At 55.1% G+C, this 23,928-nt stretch carries 19 protein-coding genes; 8 read left to right on the top strand and 11 right to left on the bottom strand.

The window, feature by feature from the left end:
* Position 1: 1 nt before the first annotated feature.
* The 6 genes from K3169_RS10440 to K3169_RS10415 form a co-directional block, all read right to left on the bottom strand.
* Positions 2-1,630 carry a methyl-accepting chemotaxis protein gene (locus K3169_RS10440; RefSeq protein WP_099494435.1) on the bottom strand — a complete coding sequence of 543 codons (1,629 nt, stop codon included), beginning with the start codon at positions 1,628-1,630 and terminating at the stop codon, positions 2-4.
* A gap of 114 nt (positions 1,631-1,744) precedes the next feature.
* Positions 1,745-2,206, bottom strand: a complete 462-nt coding sequence (locus K3169_RS10435; RefSeq protein ID WP_122705723.1) for a hypothetical protein — start codon at positions 2,204-2,206, stop codon at positions 1,745-1,747.
* A gap of 313 nt (positions 2,207-2,519) precedes the next feature.
* Positions 2,520-2,897: a type 1 fimbrial protein gene (locus tag K3169_RS10430; protein ID WP_099494433.1), complete on the bottom strand. Its 378-nt coding sequence runs from the start codon at positions 2,895-2,897 to the stop codon at positions 2,520-2,522.
* A gap of 104 nt (positions 2,898-3,001) precedes the next feature.
* Positions 3,002-6,634 (bottom strand): transporter substrate-binding domain-containing protein, encoded by a 3,633-nt coding sequence (locus K3169_RS10425; RefSeq protein WP_099494432.1) that lies wholly within the window; start codon positions 6,632-6,634, stop codon positions 3,002-3,004.
* A gap of 7 nt (positions 6,635-6,641) precedes the next feature.
* Positions 6,642-7,349 (bottom strand): response regulator transcription factor, encoded by a 708-nt coding sequence (locus K3169_RS10420; protein ID WP_099494431.1) that lies wholly within the window; start codon positions 7,347-7,349, stop codon positions 6,642-6,644.
* A 174-nt stretch (positions 7,350-7,523) separates the two neighbouring features.
* Positions 7,524-8,744 carry an EAL domain-containing protein gene (locus K3169_RS10415; RefSeq protein WP_099494430.1) on the bottom strand — a complete coding sequence of 407 codons (1,221 nt, stop codon included), beginning with the start codon at positions 8,742-8,744 and terminating at the stop codon, positions 7,524-7,526.
* Positions 8,745-9,063: 319 nt separating this feature from the next.
* Between K3169_RS10415 and K3169_RS10410 the strand changes: the two genes are divergently transcribed.
* The 3 genes from K3169_RS10410 to K3169_RS10400 all read left to right on the top strand — a co-directional run bounded on the left by K3169_RS10410 (position 9,064) and on the right by K3169_RS10400 (position 13,153).
* A complete protein-coding gene (locus K3169_RS10410; protein WP_034154082.1) occupies positions 9,064-9,669 on the top strand; it encodes a fimbrial protein in 606 nt (201 codons plus the stop codon).
* 68 nt (positions 9,670-9,737) lie between these two features.
* Positions 9,738-10,487 carry a molecular chaperone gene (locus K3169_RS10405; protein WP_099494429.1) on the top strand — a complete coding sequence of 250 codons (750 nt, stop codon included), beginning with the start codon at positions 9,738-9,740 and terminating at the stop codon, positions 10,485-10,487.
* Between the two features lie 218 nt (positions 10,488-10,705).
* On the top strand, positions 10,706-13,153 hold the full coding sequence (locus K3169_RS10400) for a fimbria/pilus outer membrane usher protein (RefSeq protein WP_231678076.1): 2,448 nt from the start codon (positions 10,706-10,708) through the stop codon (positions 13,151-13,153).
* 1,054 nt (positions 13,154-14,207) lie between these two features.
* Here K3169_RS10400 and K3169_RS10395 read toward each other — a convergent pair.
* Entirely contained in the window at positions 14,208-15,581 is a 1,374-nt protein-coding gene (locus K3169_RS10395; protein WP_095102594.1) for a transposase, read from the bottom strand.
* A 172-nt stretch (positions 15,582-15,753) separates the two neighbouring features.
* On the opposite strand from K3169_RS10395, the gene K3169_RS10390 reads away from it, so the two are divergent.
* On the top strand, positions 15,754-16,137 hold the full coding sequence (locus K3169_RS10390) for a hypothetical protein (RefSeq protein ID WP_122395811.1): 384 nt from the start codon (positions 15,754-15,756) through the stop codon (positions 16,135-16,137).
* Positions 16,138-16,272: 135 nt separating this feature from the next.
* Positions 16,273-16,593 (top strand): hypothetical protein, encoded by a 321-nt coding sequence (locus K3169_RS10385; RefSeq protein WP_231666641.1) that lies wholly within the window; start codon positions 16,273-16,275, stop codon positions 16,591-16,593.
* A gap of 96 nt (positions 16,594-16,689) precedes the next feature.
* Here the strand turns inward: K3169_RS10385 and K3169_RS10380 are convergent, their stop codons facing one another.
* The gene (locus K3169_RS10380; protein ID WP_122395809.1) at positions 16,690-17,610 is read right to left on the bottom strand and encodes a LysR family transcriptional regulator; all 921 of its coding nucleotides are present in this window, start codon (positions 17,608-17,610) and stop codon (positions 16,690-16,692) included.
* A 104-nt stretch (positions 17,611-17,714) separates the two neighbouring features.
* Between K3169_RS10380 and K3169_RS10375 the strand changes: the two genes are divergently transcribed.
* From K3169_RS10375 to K3169_RS10365, 3 genes are all read left to right on the top strand, one after another.
* Positions 17,715-18,905, top strand: a complete 1,191-nt coding sequence (locus tag K3169_RS10375; RefSeq protein ID WP_231666642.1) for a TDT family transporter — start codon at positions 17,715-17,717, stop codon at positions 18,903-18,905.
* Between the two features lie 330 nt (positions 18,906-19,235).
* Positions 19,236-20,048 (top strand): enhanced serine sensitivity protein SseB, encoded by an 813-nt coding sequence (gene sseB / locus K3169_RS10370; RefSeq protein ID WP_122395807.1) that lies wholly within the window; start codon positions 19,236-19,238, stop codon positions 20,046-20,048.
* A gap of 473 nt (positions 20,049-20,521) precedes the next feature.
* Positions 20,522-21,001 carry a GNAT family N-acetyltransferase gene (locus K3169_RS10365; protein WP_231677989.1) on the top strand — a complete coding sequence of 160 codons (480 nt, stop codon included), beginning with the start codon at positions 20,522-20,524 and terminating at the stop codon, positions 20,999-21,001.
* Positions 21,002-21,069: 68 nt separating this feature from the next.
* On the opposite strand, the gene K3169_RS10360 is transcribed toward K3169_RS10365, so the two are convergent.
* The 3 genes from K3169_RS10360 to K3169_RS10350 all read right to left on the bottom strand — a co-directional run bounded on the left by K3169_RS10360 (position 21,070) and on the right by K3169_RS10350 (position 23,563).
* Complete coding sequence (locus K3169_RS10360; RefSeq protein ID WP_231677990.1) at positions 21,070-21,879, bottom strand: isocitrate lyase/phosphoenolpyruvate mutase family protein; 810 nt, start codon at positions 21,877-21,879, stop codon at positions 21,070-21,072.
* Positions 21,880-22,173: 294 nt separating this feature from the next.
* Positions 22,174-22,590, bottom strand: coding sequence for an Imm50 family immunity protein (locus K3169_RS10355; RefSeq protein ID WP_164581696.1), 417 nt, complete (start codon positions 22,588-22,590; stop codon positions 22,174-22,176).
* 712 nt (positions 22,591-23,302) lie between these two features.
* Complete coding sequence (locus K3169_RS10350) at positions 23,303-23,563, bottom strand: hypothetical protein (RefSeq protein WP_122807722.1); 261 nt, start codon at positions 23,561-23,563, stop codon at positions 23,303-23,305.
* Positions 23,564-23,928: the final 365 nt, after the last annotated feature.

Below are 23,928 nucleotides of genomic sequence, written 5' to 3'. Positions count from 1 at the left end.
TTTAAAGCTTGAATTCCTTGGTCAACTTATTCAGCGAGGCCGCCAATTGCGAAAGCTCCGCCGATGCAACTGCCGTCTGTTTCGAACCATCTGCGGTTTCGCAAGACAGGTCGCGAATGCTGATCAGGCTTCGATCCACTTCGCGCGCAACCTGAGCCTGCTCTTCGGCAGCGGTCGCCATCAGCAGGTTTCGTTCATTGATAAGATTCAGAGAGCCAGTAATGTCGGTCAGCACTTCGCCGGCGATATTGGCCATCTCAAGTGTTCTTTCCGCCTGAGAGCGGGTGTGGCTCATGGACGTAACTGCCCTGCTGGTGCCCGACTGAATAGAGCTGACCATGGATTCAATGTCCTCGGTCGATTTCTGCGTACGCTGCGCCAGCCCTCTCACCTCATCTGCAACCACGGCAAAGCCACGGCCCGCCTCCCCCGCCCGCGCTGCTTCGATGGCCGCGTTCAAAGCGAGCAGATTGGTTTGTTCGGCGACTTCGCGGATCACGTCCAGCACGCTGCTGATATCGCTCGCCATCGTAGAAAGCGCCTGCACTTCTGCCGAGGTGCTATGCACGCTGGAAACCATAAGATTGATTGCCGCGACCGTTTCGCTGACTTGGGTTTTGCCGGCAATGGCTGCGGCGCTTGATTCCGACGTCAGTTGCGAGGTCGATGCGGCGTTGTCCGCAACCTGTTCCACCGCTGCACTCATTTGAGTCACGGCGGTGGCGGCCATTTCGATTTCATGACTCTGACGCTGAGTGATACGCGAAATATCTTCGGTAACGCCGTGCATGGCTTCCGAGGTTTCGGCCAACTGCGTGGACGAGTCACGGATCATGATCAGCGCATCACGCAAACTGGTTTGCATCGCCGCCAGTGACGACAGCATCTGCGCCGCCTCATCGGAACCATCCAGCGCGATGGTTTCGCTCAAATCGTTGGCAGCGATGCATTCCGCTACCCTCAGCGAGCCTGCAATCGGCACCGTCAGGCTGCGCGTGTACAACACCGCCAGGGCCAAGGAAGCACCGATGGCAATGATAATGAACACACTGACGATCAACAGCGTGTGTTCGTAGACATTGTCGGCCTGCTTGCCCGCTTCATATGCTTCGATCTCGTTGAGAGCAATCAGCTTTTTGAGCGCGACCTGCACGCCGTCCGAGGCGGCACGCATCTGATTCTTTGACAGCGCAATGGCCGCTTCAAGCTGCCCTTTTGCCACTGTTTCAAGGTATTGGTCCTGCGCCTGATCATTGACTTGTTGTGCTTTGGCGAACGCCACGAACGCCTCACGCCCGGCGTCAGTTGCCAGCAGATCAATGAGCGCTCGCTGATGATTTTTGATGAGCTGACGCGACTGCTGAATGTCCATCAAGGCCTGAGCCTTGCGCTCAGGGGTTTCGATAGGGTTGCGCAGGCGGGCGTTATTGCCCTTGATTTCGATGAACTCACGATCCAGTTGGCCGAGCAGCTTGATGCTTGGCACGATGGTCGTCTCAACGTACGTTTCTGCTTTGTTGAGTAAATCGACTTGCTGCAAGGCGATCAGTCCGATCGCGATAATCATGAGACAGAACAAGCCAAAACACAGCGCCGAACGCGGCGCGAGATTGAGTTTACGAAGCAGCATGATGCTTACCTTAGAGTGTATTCAAGACAATGGGGCAAACGGGTGGGCAGCAAAGCAGGCGCTGGGCAATAGCACCTCAAAGCACAAGCGGATTAACGCGGGAAGGCGCAACAGCTAGCGGTTTGCACCTGAAGGAAGCGTGGAATCGGATGAGGCCGGCTCCGCCAGCTCCTTGAGCGTCGGGTCGGCCAGCATCAGAAAATCCGCCAATCGCGGCAGATCGATTTTCGAGACCAGACGCATCCAGCGTTGCGGATGCGGGTTGAAAAAAGTCTTCGACCACTGATGATCATCACTGGGGTTGAAAATCAGCAGGTGACGAATCAGCGGGTTTTCCCCAAAAAAATCGAGCGGATCCATCGCCATCTCGTTGAGCAACTCAGCATTGACCACGACCAGGCTGAGCCGTTGGGGGCAGTAATACGTCAGTACTCTCAGGTCACGATAAGTACAGACGTTCACTACGCTGAGACAGCCCAGCTTGTTTAACTGTTGTTCAATCGACAGACCTCTACGCACGTCGTTATCGGCGATCAGGATCCGCAAGGATCGACTTCGGTTATTTTCAAGAAACATCGGACACCTTTGGCAGCTCCATTCTTCCTTTCAAGAAAATAACCAAGGGCCAACCAGTCCGATATGAGACTTGTCTCAAAATGAGCACGGGGATCGCTGAACGAAAACCACACTTTGCTGACAAGCCCGCGCTAGCGGGGCACGGCATGGTTCAAAGTCTTTGGAGGGAGGGAGGGATTTTGCAGCGGTGGCGAGCGGCGCGATGCTAGAAGCGCGGGACGGTTGTGTACGAACCAGACAATTCTCATTATTAACGCCCCTTGTTGTCAGTAACCTTGAAACAAGGGGCGCAAACTCATTCTTTCTCAGTCCATCAAGGTAGCGTCAGCGTCACGACGTAATTGCCAGTCGTTATCTGATGGCCCTTGTTGTCCGTGAGCAGCAAACGCTGGTCGTAATATTTTTCCTGCTCGTGGGAATCGGCAATCATCTTCACGAACACTTGCTGGCGCGGCTCACCCCGCCCTGCCGCACTGACGTTAGTCACCGAGAATATCTGACCGGTGCTCGCCTGCGGACAATCAAGCAGCTCGACAGAAGCATGGCTGGCGCCACTCGCCGTGCAACTTGCCTCAACAATCCGTCCACTGAAGCGAATCACTCCGCTGACGGGCGCAGACTGGGCCGCGCTGACGGTGTCAAAACCCAGCAGGCAAAGACAGGCAATCAATAAAGGACGTCGAATGATCATCGCGAAACTCCATGGTTATTAACCAAGGTATCGCCCGTTGCAAAATGATCTTTAACGTCCCCTTCAATGCAGGGCCAGTCAGCAGGGCCCTGCGTCAATACGGATTACAGCTCGACCCGTTTGATTTTCTTGATCAGATCAGCCTGCGCATGCTCAAGCTTCAACGCGCTGCGATTGATATCCAGTGGATCGATGACCGGCGCTTCGCACTCGGCCTCAAGGTCGTTACACGCCTCGATGACCTGATGCTCGGCGACGATGCGCGCCGCGCCCTTGATCCGATGTGCCAGGTCAGCCAACAACCCGGGATCGCTTTCGGGTATCAGCGAATGCAGCTCCTCCAGATCCTTCTCACAACTCGACAGCGCCTCGCGCAGCAGTTCTTTCATCATGTCGAGGTCGCCTCCGGTGAGCTCGTTCAGACGCTCGCGAATCGATCCCAGCTCCTTGTTACCCGTCGCAGGCGGGCTCTCAACTGGCTCGGTTTCGACATCTTTTTCCCAGCCGGCAAGCAGGGTCGACAAGGTGCTGAGGCTGATCGGTTTGAACAGACAGTCATCCATCCCCGCCTCTCGGCATTTCACTTTTTCTTCCGGCTGCGCGTTGGCTGTGAAGCCCAAGACGATACACGGCGCGCCACCACTGTCGCGTTCGTCCTGGCGGATGGTGCGGGCCAGTTCATAGCCGTTCATGACCGGCATGTTGCAGTCCGTGATCACAATGTCGAACGGCTCAGAGCGCCACAATGCCAATGCCTGCGCACCATCGGCAGCATCACGCACCGCCTGACCAAGAAAACTGAGCTGCTGCGTCAGTAACAGGCGGTTGGCGCTCTGGTCATCCACTACCAGAATCCGCAGCGTCGGCACTGGCTTGTCCTGGACAACCGAAACAGGCAGCACCTTGCCGCCGAGCGGGCTGAGGATATTGAAGAACAGCGACACTTCCAGGCAGGTGCCCTTGCCCAAGGTGCTGGTTATATTCAGTCGCCCGCCCATCAGCTCGCACAACGAGCGTGAAATCGCCAACCCCAGACCGGTGCCGCCCCGGTTCGAGGGGCCGTGATTGGCTTGCGAAAACGGCTGGAACAGGTTCTGCAGATCAGCGCTGGAAATGCCGATGCCTGTGTCCTCGACTTTCAAGTCGACCTGCAACCGTTCGTCAGCAAGGCGTTGGCCGCGTATCGAGACGCTGACATGCCCGGTATCGGTAAACTTGATGGCATTGCCGACCAGGTTCGAGAGCACCTGCTGGAAGCGCATCGGATCAACCAGTACGTCACAGCCGACAGTGGCGTCGATATCGAGTTTCAATACCAGGCTCTTCTGCCTGGCCAGGCCGTCGAACACCCGCGCCACGGACTCCACCAGTTCGCGCAGGTTGGCGCGTTTCGGCGAAAGACTGACGTGCCCAGACTCGATGCGAACCACATCGAGGATATCGCCGATCAGTTCCAGCAGGCCTTTGGCCGAGTCGTAGGCCACCTCAATCGCCGGTCGATCGAAGTGGCCCTGCTCGGCGCGCTTGAGTGTGAGTTCAAGCATGCCGATCACGGCGCTCATCGGCGTACGGATTTCGTGGCTCATGGTCGCCAGGAATGTGGTTTTGGCGCGGCTCGACTCATCGGCCAGCTCTTTCGCCGAACGCAACTCTTCGATCAGTTCGCGGCGCTCGCTGATGTCGATCCAGCCGCAGATCACGCCTCTGACTTCGCCCGTCGTGTCGTGATAAGGCTGGATCCAGTGATAAATGATCAGCCGCGTTTCACCGACATGCAGCGTGCGATCCACCTCGTAAGGTTCGTCCCGCTCGATGACACGCAGATAGTCATCGTGAAATTGCAACGCTTCCTGGCGATTGCGCTTGCCGCTTTCGAGCACGGTCTTGCCGATCACGTCCTTTTCCAGCAGGCCAAACGTTTGCAGATAATTGTTATTGCAGGTGACAAGCCGACCTTCCCGATCGCGAACGTAAATGGGATGCGGCGTGCCGTTGATCAGCGCCCCCATGAACTTCAGTTGATCGCCGAGCAAGCGCTCTGCCCGACTGCGCTCGCGGATCTGCCGGCGAATATAGAAATTCCACGCCAGCGATCCGAGGATAATCAAGAAAGCGCCGGCGCTGATCTGGTAGATCAACGTCTTGTAATCGCGCCATGACAAGCCCGAGAACGCAGCAATGGGGCGCCAACGGTTGAGGATTACGTCCAGCTCATCGGGTGGAATGCTCAGCAGAGCCTTGTTCAGAATGCTGACCAGTTCGGTATCGGCACGTCGGGCGGCGAAGGCGAGAAAACCCTTGTTCATGCCGACGATGTTGGAGATGCGCAAACTGTCACTGTAGATGTGAGCGATGTAATAGCGCGCACTGTGCAGCGTGGTAATCATCGCGTCTGCTCGCCCATCCTTCACGTCAGCCAGAGCGCCGAGCACTGTCTCGTTGTCGACAATTTCAATGTCGGGATAATCCTTGAGCAGCTCACGCTCTGCAGAGCTCTCGGGGACGGCGACGCGCTTGCCGCGTAGCTCCTGCAGGCTTGAAGGCGCGCCAGCTTCCTTGGCGGTGACGATCACAAAGGGACTGGCGAGGAACGGGTGGGTGAAACGCATACCGACTTCACGGGAAACGGTTGGCGTCAGCAACGAGATATCGGCGCTGCCATCAAGCAGGCGCGTGCTCAAGCTGGAAAAACTGTCGGTGCGCTCTACATCGATCTGCAAACCAGTGCGCCGCTGAATCAGTTCCAGCAGATCGGCGCCGATTCCGCCAAAGTTGCCATCGCCATCAAAGAACGCAAATGGCGCTTGGTCGTCATTGATCACGAACCGCGCGACCGGGTGCAGCTCAAGCCAGCGTGCTTCGCCGGGTGTCAGATCGATACGTTTGGGTGTCAGTGCCCCGCCGCCACCGGACCAGCGCTTGGTGATTTCGGCTATCTTGCCCTCACCCATCGACTCAATGACCGAGTCGATCAGACGCAACAATTGATCATTCCCTCGGCGCAGGGCAAAGCTGAAACCGTTGGTTTGCGTTTTGACGAAAGAGTGCAGGCGCACATAGTTGAAGTAGTTGAGGTTGATCAGATAGTTGCTGGACACCGTGTCGCCCAGAAACAGATCGACTTTGCCAAAGGCCAGCGCAGCCAGTGCCAACTCGTTCGATGGGAAAAGTACGAACTCGGCGTTGGGATACAACCCATGCAACTGACTGGATGGCAGGTAATCATCGGCAACCGCAATACGCAAACCGGCCAGATTGGCCGGCATCGGTCGCCGATCATCGCCGCGCATGAACATTGCCGGCACGTCTTCGACATAAGGTTTACTGAGCGTGACGAGGCCGTCGATCAACTCGAAACTGTTGGAGCTGCCCAACATATCGATGTCGCCGCGCTCAAGCGCCGCCATGGCGTCGCGACGGTCGGGATATGCCTTGACGGTAACTTCGACATGCAGGGCCTGACCGATAATGCAGGCAATGTCGGCGGCAATCCCCTCATAACGCGTACCGCTGGCGGTCATGACATAAGGCGGAAAATCCGGAAGCGCCGATCCCAATACGAGGCTGCGTTTCTGCCGTAGCCAACTCCAGTCTTCATTGCCCAGATCAACCTGCACTTCCTTGCAGTCTGATCGACCGAACACCTGCAGAGTTCGCGGCTCTGCTGCCCACAACGACCCGCTACCGACTACGAAAAGCACACTGACGAGCAAAACACCGCGCAACAGATGAAACATAAGCGTGTTATCCCTGGTTATCGGCTGTCAGGCTGTGCTGCAACTTGAACAGCTCTGCATCACCACGAATGCCAAGCTTTTTGAAAGCGGCCTGTTTTTGCCCACTGATGGTTTTGCGACTGCGCGAGAACTTCAAAGCGATCTGCGTCACCCCCATACCCTCGAGGCAGCAGCGCAAGACTTCTTTCTCTTTCGGCGAGAGCAAAGGATTGCTCAGGAAATCGTCGCCGTGCGCCACGCCGTCATCATTGGCACCAGCAGGCTCATCGACCGACACAGGCAGCACATCAAGTTCGAAGGCCATTGCCGGCGACAGGTACAACTGGCCGGACGCTGCGCAGCGGATGCCAGTAATCAGGTCATCGACTGGCTGGGACTTGCCGAAGAATCCGCTGACACCCGCTCCGATCGCCATGTTCACTACCGCCGGGCGCTCTTCGGAGGATGAGACGAGAATGCGCATGCCCGGATATTGCTTGCGCAGCAGGCGAATCAGATTAAGCCCGTCCAGCTCGCCATCGTGCAGCTTGTAGTCGAGTATCAGCAGGTCGATTTCGGTCTCGCGCAATCCAGCGAGCAACTGCGCACTGCTCGAGTACACGCCCACGACACTGAATTCGGCTTCGCGCGTCAGCCGCGATTTCATCGCCAGACGTATGAGCGAGTGATCATCAAGGATGGCAACGCGTAACGGATTCACGACTGACCAATGCATGAGCAACTCCATGATGAGGAGGGTGGAAGGATCATCAGCACTTGGCAACCGCAGCCGATCCCGGGCATCACCGGAGCATTCAGGTGCATCTGGTTGATTTCTCGGCACATGATGATTGTTTTGAAGACGTGAAGAAATAGGGCTTTGTCCCAAAAGTCAGACCGCGCGCACTCATCAAAGGTCGGACGTGCCTATTGCGCGGCGCCAGGACGACTTTTGACCCTCGAAACGCCAATCAACCAGGTGCGCCCAATTCATGGGTCGGGCATAGAAGAAACCCTGCCCCCACTGGCAACCGAGTCGAGCCAGGTGATGGACCTGATCTGCGGTTTCAATGCCTTCTGCGACCACTCGCATGTCCAGCTCGCGCGCCAAGGCCAGTGCACCGTGGATAACCGCACTGTAGCGAGCCTGCTGGAAATTCTGCACGAAGCCGGCGTCGAGTTTGATTTCGTTGAACGGCATCTGACACAGTCGCTCCAGCGAAGAATAGCCGACACCGAAATCATCAATCGCCAAGCTAAAGCCGAGCATGCGCAGACGCACCATGTTTTCCATGCTGATCTCGGGCATCTGCAGCAGACCGGTTTCCGTCAGCTCGAATATGAGCCCGGCTGGCGAGGCGCCGTGAATGCGCAACAGCGCCTTGATCCGGTCGACAAGATTCGGGTTGGCCATCTGCGTGACGTCGAGATTGAAGGCGAGCTTGAACGGCTTGCCGTGGGACTGCACGAAACGCTGCAGACTCAGTCCTTGCGTGAGCAGGCTGAAAAACATTTCGTCGAGCAGCCCGCAACGCTCGATCGTTGGCAAGAACATACCCGGCGAAAGTAATCCGCGACTGGGGCTTTGCCAGCGCACCAGCACCTCGGCGCCATCCACCTCACCACTGCACAGATGAAACTTGGGCTGGAAGTAAGCGCGAAATTCCTGCCGGCGTATCGCTTCCAGTACTTCGTTCTCCGTAGGCTGATCGAGATGACTTTCCGCCACTTTGGCCTCGACCTGGCTGTGCGGCCGATAGCGAGCCAGCAATGGCGCCAGCACATCGACCATCAAGGGCTTGCCGACACTGCCAAGCAATTCCAGGCCCTGAAGCGTGACAATTCGATCAACCGTGCGTAACAAGTCTTCAGGCAGTGAACTGCAGATGATCACTGCGCGAATCAATCCGGCCTCTCTCGCCAGGCGCAGAAAGGTCAAACCATCCATCCCGGCCATGCTCAAGTCACACAACGCAACGTCCACACCTCCTACCTGGGAGATCACAGCCAGCGCATCCTTTCCGTCAGCCGCCTGAAAGATATTTTTGTAACCCAGACTGTTAAGCGCGCTGACCGCAGCCGTGCGCTGGAAGGCGTGATCTTCCAATACCAATATACGAAGCGTGTTCACAAACCGGGAACCTCTTTCTATCAGCCATTAATAGCGAAAAGCCTGAATCATCTTCCAACAGAAAGATTGCTCACAAACTTTGCATTGACTGAGAATTTCTGCATCCGCGAATACTAATCAAATAGAGCTCGCGCGACTTTGAGAATTGTCTCATTTAGTCCGCTGTACTTTACTGAGAATATAAATACGCACTTCCGATATTGCCGCCTTGTTCGCACTTGCCACGCTTTAAGACAAATCTCAAAGACCAATCGCCATCACCGACCTAGCATGGCCTGGCATTTCAATGCAGCACTTCACAATAACTTCGGATATAAACATGAAAAAGTTCGCTTTCGCAGTTCTCACTCTTTCCGTACTGGCTGCCTCCACTGGCGCACTGGCTGAAGAAGAAGCCGCTAAAGCCGTCAAGGGCGGCAGCGGTCAAATCAGTTTCACCGGCGTCATCAACAACGACGCGTGCTCGGTAGATGGCGCTTCGGGTAACGACAAGATGATCGCTGTGGACATGGGCAGCGTATCGATCAAAGACATGGGCACCGATTCTGCCCCGGGTGCTGGTCGCGTGGCTGCCAACGATTTCAACCTGAAAGTGAACTGCAACGCCGGCACCAAGGTGTCGATGCTGTTCAAACCAACCGTCAACGGCGGTTCGGGCCTGGTTGATGGCAAGAAAGTTCTCAAGCTGCAAGGTACTGATGCGGCCAAAGGCGTAGGTATCGCGCTGCTGGACAGCAACGGCCAGTTGATCGACCTGAGCTCCGAAGCCACTGCCAAAGTACAGACCAGCCTGACTGGCGACGGCACCACTGGCGGCGACGGCACCCTGTCGTTCGCAGCCGCTTACGTCACCACCGGCGACAAGACCACCGCTACTGCAGGTACCGGTAACGCCACTCTGCCGTTCGTTCTCGAATACGAATAAGCAGCACGCAAGACCTGGACGGGGCCGCTGTGCCTCGTCCTTCCCGACCAGATCAATCGGTGAAAACTATGTTAAGTCGCTATTTTCCGCTGTGGCTGGGGCTTGCCGGGGTGTTGATGACACACTCGGCATTCGCAAGCATCTCCTTGAGTTCCACCCGGATCATTTTCGATGGCGCGCACAAAGAGGCGAACGTCACCGTGCGCAACGGCGGGCAAACCATCCTGGCGCAATCGTGGCTGGATGCCGGCGACACGGCTGGCAGCGCGCCGCCATTTGCGGTGACTCCACCGCTGGCCCGACTCGAACCCAATCAACAGCAACTGTTGAGGATTCTCTATGAAGGCCGCGGCATGCCTGCAGACAAAGAGTCAGTGGTGTGGCTGAACGTGCAGGAAATCCCTCAGGCCAGCGCTGCCGATGTCAATACGCTGCAACTGGCGGTGCGTCAGCGCATCAAGGTGTTCTTCCGCCCGGACGGACTCACCGGTGACGCTGCGCAAGCGCCAGTGCAACTTGTATGGCAATTGGTCACGCAAGCTGGCAAGTCGGTACTGAAAGTAAAAAATCAAAGCAATTACCACGTATCGCTGGCCGACCTGAAAGTCGCTGCTGGAAATAAAGCGGAACTGGTGATTGATTCGACAATGATCGTTCCGGGCGAAGTTCGTTCGTTCAATTTGAAAGCGTTGCCATCCGGTTCTCCACGCCTGACTTTTTCGGCCATTAATGATTACGGCGCACAACAACGATTCGATGCACCACTCAGCGCTACCGAAAGTCATGCCGAGCGCGTGAAAGATGCATCCGCCCAGTAACTTCCTCGCCCCACCCCGCCAATTTACAAGCTATTTACGAGTTCCGGACTCCGGTTGAAGCAACACGGACTGATAAGGCAAATTGCATGTTCTCCTCCCAACACCACACATCTTCAAGTTGTGTAAAGCATCACGTTGCGCGCCATAAAAGCAAAACGGCGTTGGGCTGCCTGCATCCATTGTGCTTTGCCATCAACATGGCCATTTGTGGCTTCGCCATGGGTGCCGAAGCCCCGGCCGCGGTAGCGGGTGAAGCTTTCAATACCTTGTTTCTTGAAGGTTCATCGGCGGTCGATCTGCAACCCTTGTTGAATGCCAACAGCGTTCTGCCGGGCCGATATCGCGTTGACGTGTTCAGCAACGGCACACTGGTCGGGCGTCGCGACGTTGATTTCGCGGCCAACCCGCTCAACGGCAAAGTCGAGCCACGCATCACCCTGGAATTGTTACAGCAGTTGGGCGTGGACATGCGCAAACTGCGTGAGCAAGGGCTGGTTGATGAGCAACAACCTGCTGATCACTACGATCTTGCGGCGATGATCGAGCAAGCCAGTCTCAGTTTTGACGCCAACCGCCTGCGCCTCAATATCAGCGTGCCGCAGGTCGCGATGGCGCGTGGCATGCGCGGCTTTGTGGACCCAGAGCTTTGGGACGATGGCGTGGCCGCCGGGTTCATCAACTATCAGTTGAGCAGCACCCGCAGCAAAACCGATTACTCGACGCAAATCTCGAATAATCTGGGGCTGCGCAACGGCATCAACTTCGGTTCCTGGCGCTTGCGTAACGAGTCCAACCTGAGCAGTGCCACCAGCCGGCCCAATCGGTTTGTCAGCAACCGCACGTTCATCCAGCGCGACCTCACGGCGATCAAGGGGCAACTGAGCGCGGGTGAAATCTTTTCCGACTCAGACCTGTTCGACAGCGTGCGCTACCAAGGCGTAAAGGTGGCCTCTGATGAGGGCATGCGCGCAGACAGCGAGCGCGGCTATGCGCCGATCATTCGTGGCGTTGCTGAAACCAATGCGAAGATCGAGGTCCGCCAGGATAACTACATTCTTTACACCACCAACGTCCCGCCGGGTCCGTTCGAGATCAGCGATATCTATCCATCGGGCTCCAATGGTGATCTGGAGATCACCATTGTCGAGGCGGATGGTCGGCGCAAGGTCACCCGGCAGGCGTTCTCCGCCTTGCCGACGATGGTGCGTGAGGGACAGCTGAAGTACAGCCTGTCGAGCGGCAAATTCAACAACAACAGCGAAGGCTATGACAAGCCGGCCTTCCTGGGCGGCACTTTCGCCTACGGTTTGACCAGCAACCTGACAGGCATTGCCGGCATTCAGGCCAGCAACGGTTTCAAGGCGCTTTCAGTTGGTGCGGCGAAGAACACTTCGATTGGCGCGATGTCGCTGGACCTCACGCAATCGTCCAGCAAGGCATTTGGCAAAACGACCCAGGGCAGCAGCGTACGCGCGCTCTATGCAAAGACCTTCACCGGCACCGATACCAGCTTCACCCTCGCAGCCTATCGTTATTCGACCGAGGGTTACCGCACGCTGACCGACCACGTTCAGGACACCAGCACCGGCGCTACGCGGCGCGCAGGTAACGCCAAAACCCGTACCGACCTCACGGTCAACCAGACCCTGGGCGAAGCGCGCCAGTACGGCTCGCTGTACTTGAATGCCAGTGATCAGCGCTATTGGGATCGCGGTGGCTCGCGCAGCTTTTCTGCCGGTTACAACAATAATTGGCGCGACCTGAACTACAACATAAGTTTGAGTAAAACCGAGGAATTCGGCACACGCGGTGACACCACTCACGACACTCAATTGAGCGTTTCGATCTCATTCCCGCTCGGATCGACACCTCGCGCGCCTCGTGCCTATATTTCCAGCAATCATCAGAACGCCGGCACCAGTACGCAAGCCGGGATCAATGGTTATCTGACTGAAGACAGTGACACCTACTATTCCGTACAGACCGGCCGCAGTGTGCAAGGTGATCGCTCCGGCTCACTGAGCCTGAGTACCCGTACAGCGATGGGTGATCTGGGATTGGGCTACAGCCGAGGCAGCGGTTATGAATCACAGAACCTGAGCGCGGCCGGATCGATCGTGGCCCACGCGGGTGGAATCAACATGGGCCAGACCGTCGGCGAAACATTCGCACTGGTGGAAGTGCCTGGCATGTCCGGGGTCGAAGTCAGCAGCTACTCCGGCGTGAAAACCGGCCTCAACGGCTATGCCGTCGTTCCAAATGCACAGCCCTATCGCGTGAACTGGGTGACGCTGGACACACGAAATCTGGGCGCTGAAATCGAGTTGGACAACGCCACTCAACAACTCGTACCGAGACGAGGTTCAGTCGTGCTCGCGCGCTTCGAAGGCAGCAAAGGGAGACGGATCCAGTTCGAACTCTACGATGCCGAGGGCAAACCCCTCCCATTCGGAGCCGTATTGATGGACGCCGAAGGTAAACAACTGGCGCTTTCCGACCCCACCGGCAAGGCGTTAGCGCTTGTTACCCAAGATCAAGGCATTATCACAATCAAGTGGCAGGGTAAAAGTTGCCCCGCCCCTTACAAGCTTCCAGAAAGGCTAAAGGATTTGAACTATGAGCATTACAGGCTTACTTGCTCACCCAGCCTAGACACATCGAAATAACACGTTCAATTCGTTAGTCTTAAACATCAAGGCTCTGATTTATTCAGAGCCTTGATGTTTCTGGAGCGCCAAGCTATGGCCCATAAAACAGGACAATTCTTATATCCACATGCAAAAGTCTCATCACTATAAAAGGGGTAGCGAGCACTAACACCCGACCGTGTGATTTTAATAGCACCAACGGCCTATAGGCGAGAAACAAAGAGCATTAGCCCGCCGCCGATAGCCGCCCAGGCACGGGCCAGCGCCTCTTCGCGCGCCGCAAAGCGACGAGCCGAAGGTACGTAACCCGCGCCAGTGACTAGTCATTAGCAGCTGCCGGGCGGGCGGGATGCCTTCCTTGTTAAAATCTTAAAGGGGATTTTGCACTTCCTCTGTGGAATGCACAGGCGTCGATTGTTCCGGTGCTTCTTCCTCTGAAAATTGCGCTGTTTCTTCAGTCATTGCTCTGCCCTCGTTCTGGTTAATCGTGCGGCATCGACCGAGGGCAGGCAGATTCAAACTCGCACTTTCTCCGTCTCGGCGAACAAGTGACGCACGCGGGCCATGGCAATGAGGTCGGGATCGTCTGCCCTCGGCGCAGCCGGTAACCATCAGTACCTGCTGGAATGCCTGACATTGCTGCTTTGACTGATGACGCTCAAGCAGTGGGACATCACGCTGTTGCTGCATCTACTCAATCTGCGCGTAACGCCTTACCAACAGAAGGCGCAAAATCACACTAGTCGAGCTTCGTTTCAGACCTATTACGACCAAAAACACTTGTGCGGCTCAGCCGCCTCGCCTTCCAGCATCGGCCCCAACACACTCATAAATGTCAGTCTTGCTGCCGAGACGAAGAAAGCACCTTTCTAAACTCGAGCTAATGCTCATTAGGGAATGACGGCTTTTGGCCGATTCTGTTGAAAAAGTCGGATTTTCAAACTGGAAGATTTCGAAGTTGATCGTCTCTTCAGAACCTGTTCACCACGTTGCGTGGCTTTCCGGTTCTGCGTTGATCGTTGCAGCTTGGTTAGTAGGTTGATTTGAAGGTTTTTGCTGATCCCAGGCGCGCCTATCCCGTAGTCGGTGGCCCTTGAGAGGTCAGTTTCGCCAGTCGTCTTAGATTCTGTACCGCAGCCGCCAAGGTGAATTCGTCGTTCGCACCGGTCATTCCTCGTAGTCGCAACCGATCCAGTTTCAGGATTCGCTTGAGATGAGCGAACAACATTTCGACCTTCTTGCGCTCATGGCGAGAACACACGTATTGAGGTGTCTTGGCGATGCGCCGCGCAACTTCGCGCGCCGCTTCATGGACGCTGCGTGCGATTTTTCTAAACGAAGTGCTCGGGCAGCAGCGCTCTTTCATTGAGCATTTAGCACAGTCGGTTTGCCGGGATCGAAAGATGATGGTGTCGGCTTTCGTGATATGTGAGCGTTGGTTCTTGAAGGCCCGCCATTCGCTACGCAGAGCGTGTCCGGTGGGGCAACGATATTCCTGCGCTTCTTCATGCCATTGAAAATCGCTGATTGAGAGGCTGTCGTTCTTGCGCTCGGTTTTGTCCCAAACCGGTACATGTGGCTCGATGTCTTTTTCGTCGACCATCCAGGCCAACATCGGTGCGGTCCCATAAGCGGTATCGCCGATGAGCCGATCCGGCTTGATGTCGAACTGTTCTTCGACCCGCTCGATCATGGTCTTGGTGCTCTCGACCTCGGCAGTTCGATGCGCTGGCGTCGGCTCCACGTCCATGATCACGCCATGCTCGACATCAATCAGGTAGTTCGTCGAGTAAGCGAAAAACGCCGGGCCTCCTGGTGCGGCTGTCCAACGAGAGAGTGGATCAGTCAGTGACAGGCGCTTGGGCAGCGCTTCGGCCAACGCCTCTTCATCCAGCGCTTCGAGGTACTCACGCACCGCGCGAGTACTCAGCGACGGATCGCGCCAGTTGATTTCATCATCGCCAGGTACGCCACGTTGCCGACTGGCATCTGCCTTGATGACGCTGGCGTCGACCGCAAACCCTTCGCCCTTGACCAGACCTGCGTCCATGCAGCGACGCAGCACCTCGTTGAACAGCCAGCGAAACAGCGAGCTGTCACGAAAACGACCGTGGCGATTCTTGGAAAACGTAGAGTGATTGGGGACTTCGTCTTCGAGGCTTAAGCGGCAGAACCAGCGATACGCCAGGTTCAAATGAGCCTCTTCGCACAACCGACGTTCGGAGCGAATGCCGTAGCAGTAGCCCACCACCAACAGGCGAATCATCAGTTCGGGATCAATCGAAGGTCGCCCGATCGGGCTATAAAAATCGGCGAGATAATGGCGCAGATCGCTTAGATCGAGGCATCGATCAATGCTGCGCAGGAGGTGATTGGCTGGGATGTGATCTTCAATGTTGAACGAGTAAAACAGTCTCTCTTGTCCGCTCGACAATTGTCCCATCATGCTGCGAATCCTCCCGCTGGCCGATGACCTGATTTTGCCGCAGACCAGGCAGGAGATCTACTTTTTCAACAGAATCGGCCAAGTGCGAACAGGGACATAAAATACGCTGCTCGTTATTCCTGTGCTTTCGACAGAATGTGACCTACCCTTAGACCTTTAGGCTTCGCACACCATGGGCGACTCTCGTTTCACACCGGACCAGGTGGCGTCGCGCTCTGGTAATGCTCAGGTGGATAAGGATGTGAGGAACTGGTTAGTGGGCCTTCCAATCGCCGATAGGCTCGATTTTCTAAAGCAACTGTGGCCACTGAACTTCCGATACTCACTCATACTGCTCCAAGCTGCACAGCTGCCAAGGCAGGAAAACGAGTATCTGTTCAGGTACTGGCTGAGTACCGGCCATCACAACACGGCGCAGGAACTCATCAAGCGGTTACAGCCGGTTCTTGGGGAAAGAAAGTTCTGGCAAATTGCGTCACAAGAGAAGCTTTCACCGACTATGCGCGAATTCATGAATTACTACGGCCATGGACGCCTGGACTCACAACCCCAATAAACCTTAAGCCTTCTAGAAAGTCCGTTTCCGGCGCCCCCGGATACCACGGCCGTTAGTAGCGAATGTTTTCCGCGGGGGTTGATCTCTGCTCTTGGTGATAGGCAAAAGAAGGCCGTTAGCAATCGGGGGAATAAGATGAACGAAGATTTCAGCTATGTCTGGCTATTGCCGCTGCTGGAGAAACCCTTCGAAACAGCTGCGCTCGATTTGCCAGATGCGATAAGCGCCCTTAGCAAAAAATATACGCTACCTGCCGACATAGCGTTGCAGCCGCTGGTGATCACAGCCTTGACGTCGCATTCCGAATATTGGTCGGGACTGGCGCTTAAATGGCTCGAGGATGGCTTTCCTATAGACATTACGCTGGCCGCGTTCCTGGCTCATTGCGCCGATGACAAAACGCTGTCTCAGTCTTGCCGTCATAGAGCACGCAGGCTTGCGTCCCGTTGGCGGTAAACCACTTGATGAGCCAAGTCTGCTCTTAATCAGGTCTCGGAAAAACAGCCGTACCCACGGCCAGACCCAACACGCCATCAAGCGTCGAGCCTCGGCTCAGCGACTACCTCCAATTGCACCGCTCACGCCCACAACCGAGGTGAAATCAGCAAGCGTTTGCTGAAGTTCGGCCATTGCTCGTGAAATAAATTTGCCGCGATGGTGCACTGTGTACAACTGCCGTTTCTGCGATGGCACTGGATGGTTGAGCACGGCCAGCTTGCCCTCGGCAATCAGATCGCTAACCACCCAATACGACAAACAACTGATGCCGACCCCAGCCGCTACCAGCCGCTTGATCGCTTCGGAACTACCGATCTGCTGGGCGTTTTTCCAGGGGCCAAGCCGGGGCACGAGCAGTTGTAAAACTTCTTCGGCGGTACCCGAACCGTCTTCGCGAATAAGCCAGGGCGCATCGCGAAGATCGTCGAGGGAAACCTGTGTTTTGCGCGCCAGCGGATGATTGCTCGCAGCTATGATCACCAGTTCATCTTCGAACCAAGGCTGAACGCTTAATTCGGGCAACTGACTCGGCCCTTCTATCAGGCCTATATCGATGGAAAGCTGTGCTGCCTGACTGGTGATATCGGCGCTGTTGCCCATCACCAGATCGACCCGCACCCCGGGCGCTCGCTTGCTCAGCAGAGGGATCAGGAGCGGCATGATGTAGTTGCCAATAGTGGTGCTACAGCCCACTTTCAATCGTGCGACGGGATCGCTGTGCTGAAATCCATCTTCTATTTCGACCGCCGCCTCCAGCAAGCGAATAGCCTGAGGGAGCAGCCGCTGGCCGTTATCGTTGAGCACCAGGCGCTTGCCAACGCGATCGAACAGTCGGACTTGCAAGGAGTTTTCCAGCTCGTGCAGTGCAGCGCTGGTGGCTGATTGGGACAAGGCTAGAGCGAGGCTCGCGCTCGTGGTCGAGCCTTGTTGAGCAATGGCCCGAAAAATATCGAGCTGGCGAAGGGTCAGTCTCACCGGATTACCTATCAGATGGGTAAGAGATAGCGAAATTACCCGTTTTATTCGATAGATGCATCCCGTTACTTTGTCGTCTCATCAATTGCACAGAGGGTGGCGGGATGGACAGCCTGAGCTTTGGAAAAGTATTACAGGGGCTGCAGCCTTTAGCGGCGCTCTCGACGCCGAAAGAGGCTATCCGCCAGTTCACGCCCAACTGGTTCGCCACCACGATGGGCACCGGCATCCTCGCTTTGGCGCTGGGCCAACTGCCCGGAAACATTCCGGTTCTGTGGCAGCTTGGCAAAATCATCTGGTTATTGAACATCTTGCTGTTCGTGGTTTTCATTGCCATGTACACCGCGCGATGGCTGATGTTTTTCCATGAAGCCAGACAGGTTTTCGGACACCCGACCGTTTCCATGTTTTTCGGCGCCATCCCGATGAGCCTCGCTACCGTCATCAATGGATTGGTGCAGTACGGTCTGCCAAGCTGGGGTGATGCGGTAATCCCTTGGGCTCACGCTCTTTGGTGGCTGGATGTGGTCATGGCGATGGCTTGCGGGGTGCTTATTCCGTTCATGATGTTTACCCGCCAGGAGCACTCCATAGACCAGATGACCGCCGTGTGGTTACTGCCGGTGGTGGCCGCGGAAGTTGCCGCGGCAAGCGGTGGTCTCATTGCCCAGCATCTGACGCACGCCAGCGCGCAGTTCAACATGCTGATCACAAGCTATGTGCTGTGGGCGTATTCGGTGCCTGTGGCACTCAGCATTCTGGTGATTTTGGTGCTGCGCCTGGCATTACATAAACTGCCTCACGAAAATATGGCCGCGTCGATCTGGTTATCCCTAGGCCCCATCGGTACCGGGGCGCTGGGGATGCTGCTGATCGGCAGCGAGGCGCCTGCGATTTTTGCCTTGCATGGCCTGCCCGGCGTTGGTCAGGTAGCTGCTGGCATGGGTTTGATTGTCGGCACCCTGCTCTGGGGGTTTGGCTTGTGGTGGATGTTGCTGGCCGTGCTTGTCACCGTCCGCTACGCCAGGGAAGGCATCCCGTTCAACCTTGGCTGGTGGGGTTTTATTTTTCCATTAGGCGTCTACGCCGTAACCACACTGAAGCTGGGTGCGATGCTGGACATGGCTTTCTTCGATGTACTGGGTGTGTTCTTCGTGGTGGTGCTCTCGGCCATGTGGCTAGTGGTGGCCAGCAAAACAGCCCAGGGGGCTTATCGAGGTAATTTGTTCGTGTCGCCTTGTATTACGGGCAAAGCCTGCGCTTTGGCGCTCTCGACACCAGGCTGTTCAAAATGAAAGCCTGGAGGTGATTGCTATGGAGGGAGCAGGCGCTTATCTCGTCAACAAGGCTGTTGTGGGTAAGAGATTGTTTTCTGGCGAATAGGAGATTTCGCCGGTAGCTTTTTCCTCAAGGGCAGTTTTAGGCCGGAAACTGTCCATTGAAGCAAGCTGCTTTTGGCTCTTCGTCCATCATGGATATGCAGGCAGTCTCCCTTGAAAACCGTTCCAGGTGACTCTCCGTATGCTTCAATTTGATTAGCCCGCTGTTTTTCCTGTATTCACAGTCGCGTAAAAAACCACGCGCTATTCTCGATCAATTTTTTGTCTGTTTTGATGGAACCGCCGATGGACATCATGGATACCAAGCAAGAAAACACCCTCGAAAAATCACTCAGGCTGGCGGCGGATGAACCTGCCCATCGACCTGATTTTTTCAAGACTCTGTTAAATTCTACTGTCTACGTCCTTGGCACTGCCGGCATTGGCGAAGGTCGAATCAACATCGAATCTGGTAGCAACATCAGCATTGCGCATTGGCAAAAGCCTGACGGCTCCCCTGTCATCCCGTTTTTTTCTTCGTTGCAAACACTACAAAGATCTATAGCTACCGAAGAGTCCTACATAGAGATTCCGGCCAGATCGCTGTTTGAAATCACACTAGGCAGCCCTCTTTTCCTTAATCCAAAGTCTCCCTACGGGAAAGAGTTTTTACCGGAGGAAGTGCGCCATCTGCTCTCCGAAGGCGTCGGCCAAAAACCAGTGCAGCGCACAGTCGAACAAGACACCAAAGTGTTGCTCGGACAGCCGTCGCAATATCCGTCGAAGATGGTCAACTCTCTCACACAATTGCTCGCCAAACATCGCAACGTAAAGCGTGCGTTTCTGGCGTTGATGCATGATGCATCGTCTGATCAAAAGCCTCATCTGATCATTGGTATTGAAGCGGACGGAGATATTGAACTGGTCATGCGCGAAGCTGGTAACGTTGCCGCGGATAGCGCTCCGGATGGCGACCCCGTTGACCTCTGTCGAGTTCACGAAGGGGAATCAGGCCTTAGCGATTACTTCCTCAAGCAAACCGCACCTTTCTATGAACGGAAGTCGGCGGGCTGGCTGCGTTCATTTCTTGGCTTTGGATCATCGCGCCTTCTTATCTGAACGCGATTTGCCAGCGAGCCATGACAGCGTTATTGCCGGAATTGAGAGGAAAGCCGCATAGATGATACCGACACCTATCAACGGGGATGGACCAGAAGTCACCAAAACCACTGGGATCTGAGAGAGCATTACGACCGCGCCTGCGGACCACTGTGAGCTTCTTAGAACGGTTCCAAGAATCACTGACAAAGCTAGCGCGGCGGGATAGATGACTGTCCAGTAGCTCGGCAGGTCCCAAGGCTCTGCAGCCCCTGTGATTGCTGATACAGAAGTCCAAAACACCAGGGACACAACGCAGGTAACAATGAATGCCATGAACAATTCCCAGACCTCGGAGCCAATCGGATTGGTTGTTTTGTAATTGTGGTTGTTTCTGGACGACCGCTGTCGGTCACGATGGGCGGGAGTTGGCCAGAAACTGTTGGTCGACTGATAGAGTAGGACATTTACCCTGCTGATTTTCCAGGAAGATTATGGACATTAGACTGACCGAAACAAAAGACTGGATGCTTTTGAAGCAAGTCCGACTCGCAGCACTTCTGGACACGCCAACGGCGTTTGGTGTGACTTACCAAACCGCCGCCAAATACACTGACGAACAGTGGAAAGACCGCGCATCATCAGTCGGAACGGCATTCTGGCTGGCTTTCGACAGTGACAAACCTGTTGGAATGGTCGGTGCAGCAGTGAGCAGTGCGAATCGCTATAACTTGATCGGAATGTGGATTGCGCCCTCTGCACGCGGCTCTGGCGTAGCAACTCAGTTGGTTGAGGCCGTGAAAACTCGCGCGATAGACCAAGGCTTTGATGGCGTTTTTCTCGACGTCTCTCCAGACAATGCGAGAGCCTCAAACTTCTATCTAAAGCAGGGTTTTGCTTTCCTGGATGAATGGGAGCCGTTAGAAAGTCATCCGCATATTTCAGTTCAGACAATGCATTGGTCCGGGAACTGATTCACTGGCTTTCCTGCATGCAGGACGTCCGCAATGGATCGGTAGTCGTCTTCCGCCGAGTAGGAGTATCACTGGGATCGACAGGCCATTAGCGCGTTGAGTTCTCCGTAGGTTTTAGCCTTCAGGTCGTGGGTGTTGAGTTGACCGTTTTCCAGGAAACCGCGGGCCACTCCCTCCATGGCTCCGTACAAGAACTCCGCGATGGCCGAGCCCGCGCTCAAGCGCCGGACTCCCATCTGCGCCAAGGCTTCCGGAGTGGCAAGACCCGGCCGCCAGAGCAGGTTCACCGGTAATGTCGATTCCTGACACACCGTGGCAATTTCCAGAGGCTCCACCACGCCTGCAGCGAATAGCCCATCCGCGCCCGCACTGGCGTACAGCGCAGCGCGCCTTAATAGCTCTTCCAATCGCCGCTCAACGGGGAACAAGTTCTTCAGGTAAACGTCGCAGCGCACGTTGACGAACAGGTTTATCCCCCGCTCGCCGGCGACTCTTCGGGCTGTGTCGATTTTCTGGATGAGCAGCTCTGGCGGAGCGACTCCATCCTCGATATTGATACCTACCGCACCGGCGTCAATGACAGTGGCGATGACTTTGGCAACGTGCTCAAGGTCGTCTGAATAGCCCCCTTCGATATCTACAGTCAGCGGCACGCTGAGCACCCGGGACATTGAGGCGACGGTACTGCTCAACAGTCCAATAGGCAGCTTGTCGCCATCTTGATAACCGTGGGCCCAGGCCACTGCCGCGCTGCTGGTGGCTACGGCCTTGCTTCCCAGCCGCTCGACCTGGCGAGCGCCACCCGCGTCCGCCACGTTGGCAAGTATCAGCAAACCCTGTTGGTGAAGACTGTGAAAAGTGTCATCCAGTGATGCCATGAGTATCCGGTTCCTTGTCGATCATCTTGAAGGGGTGGTTACGCAGGGTAGCCCAGTTCAAGTGATTGGGAGCTTCTACACTATCAGGCAGGAAGGCCGAGAGCGCGACTTCGCATCAGTTTGCATCCGACCCAAAGTTGACCTTCGCCCAGCTTGCTAACACTGAGACGCTGAATCAATGTAGACAATTAGCACAAAGGGAAAATGGCTGGGGCATGCTCGACCTCAAGCCACCCCGCTCCATGTCGCCCCCCATACAATGTAAAGCTGAGTACAATCTAGAGCAGATCAGTATCAGGACAGCAGATTCGTTACCGCTCCAACGGCTACATGGTTGCAACGAATGGTTCCGCCAATTCCCCAGATCGAGACGATATCCACGAGAATCGATAAGTCTTGCAATCGCTTCAGATCAATTGATTCGAGCACGTTTTGATGATTGAAATCTGTCAGTGAAAGGTCATAGATATCACTGAATATCAGCTCAACCAGTAAACTTTTCTGGCATACGTATTCAAAGTCCGCCGTCCCAACGCCAACCACATCATGCTCTCGGTAGTGCACGCAGAGCTTCGCGATCGTAGCCGAATCTTGGTCCGGAAGGCCGCGAGATACCAGAAGAGAGATCACCTCTGCGTCGTGAAACGATGGCCAGAAACCAATAGTTTCAATAACATTTTCGGCTCCGCTGATCAGCTCTTCGGGTTTCACTGTGTGCCTCCAGGATGACGTCAATGACTGATACTCATCAGAGCGGTATGCCCAAACGGTTAATTCTGGCGGGCTTGGAAGTTCCCATTGAGGATGTACTCCCAAGCGAATCACGAGATTCAAGTTTTATTTAATAACAGGAGTGGCGCCATCATCGGCTCTCCTTACCCGGCTATTCAATCAAATCCAACATGGACTCGTGAACCTCGATAGACGAACCGTCCTCAAACTCAATTAAGTAGATAGTACCTGGTGGAAATTGATCAAAATATCCACCGAGACGACCGTCGTAAACGCCAACTACCCATGCTCGCTCGCCAGGCCTTATTTCCAATGGCGCCTTGTCGGATACTCTAACTATGTCGTCATACGTAAATTTACTCATATCAATGGTGCACCGAAAGATAAGGACTTCCATCCGGTGTCGTCACACCGGGCCGATGGCCGTGGGGGCCTTTTGCTCTTGGATCACTTGTCGCTTTATAACCTCGCGGGTCCAGGCGATCAACTTTAGTTTTACAGCTTGCGCCAAGGGCCGGCTGGAAATCGCCATCTGGCGATCCTTGACGTGTTCCCCTTGCCGAACTGGATATGGAAACCACCGAAATTCCACGACGCAACACAATGAATATTATTTTTAGCATAAGACATGTCGCCCCCCCAAAGAACCACCCTAAATGAAGAAAGCGCACTGTACTCAGAAAAGACGGATCTAGTCGCTGAAGTAATCATCGTGGATTTTTATCGCTTCCAAGAGCGAATTACCCCAATCGCAACGCCCCACGGGGTTTTCTTCGACGAAAAGCTGCGCCGTCTGATTACGAGCGTTTGTATCACGATCAACATCTAGAGGCGATTTGTAAAACTCCACATTTTGAACGCAAAACTTATTCTGCTCGAGATCTTCGAAGCAAAAATAAATTGCCATAGTACTCTCATCAATAAACTTCCAAATCTCATGCAACTTAAACATTTGACCCTCCCGGTTTAGAGATGCCCACTTGCCACTAATAACGCGTCCTTTTGGTATTATTCCACGACTCTCAAAGGGCGTCAGTTTGGGCGTCCTCCGCTCTCTCGTAGACCCTAAAGGTGAGTTCGCCTTTTTGGCTATACCGGCTTATTACTGCGGTGATGTCCATCTGGGTCGGCTCTGCCGTGAAGGGCAATCTCGATAGCATGATCGATGGCATACCCTCCTCAGCGTTGACGACATCGCCATCGCCATTCAACAGGATTGAAATCGGCCCCACAAATATACTTGGCAGCGAAACAGATTCAAACTCATCCAACGAGCCTTCAAAAGGCACCCTCAGACTGGCTGATTTTGCGGGTGAG

Origin of the sequence: Pseudomonas phytophila (assembly GCF_025643095.1) — a bacterium.
GTDB classification, from domain to species: Bacteria; Pseudomonadota; Gammaproteobacteria; order Pseudomonadales; family Pseudomonadaceae; genus Aquipseudomonas; species Aquipseudomonas quasicaspiana.
Note: the sequence above shows the minus strand (reverse complement) of the source record. Positions and strands in the feature narration are given on the sequence as shown.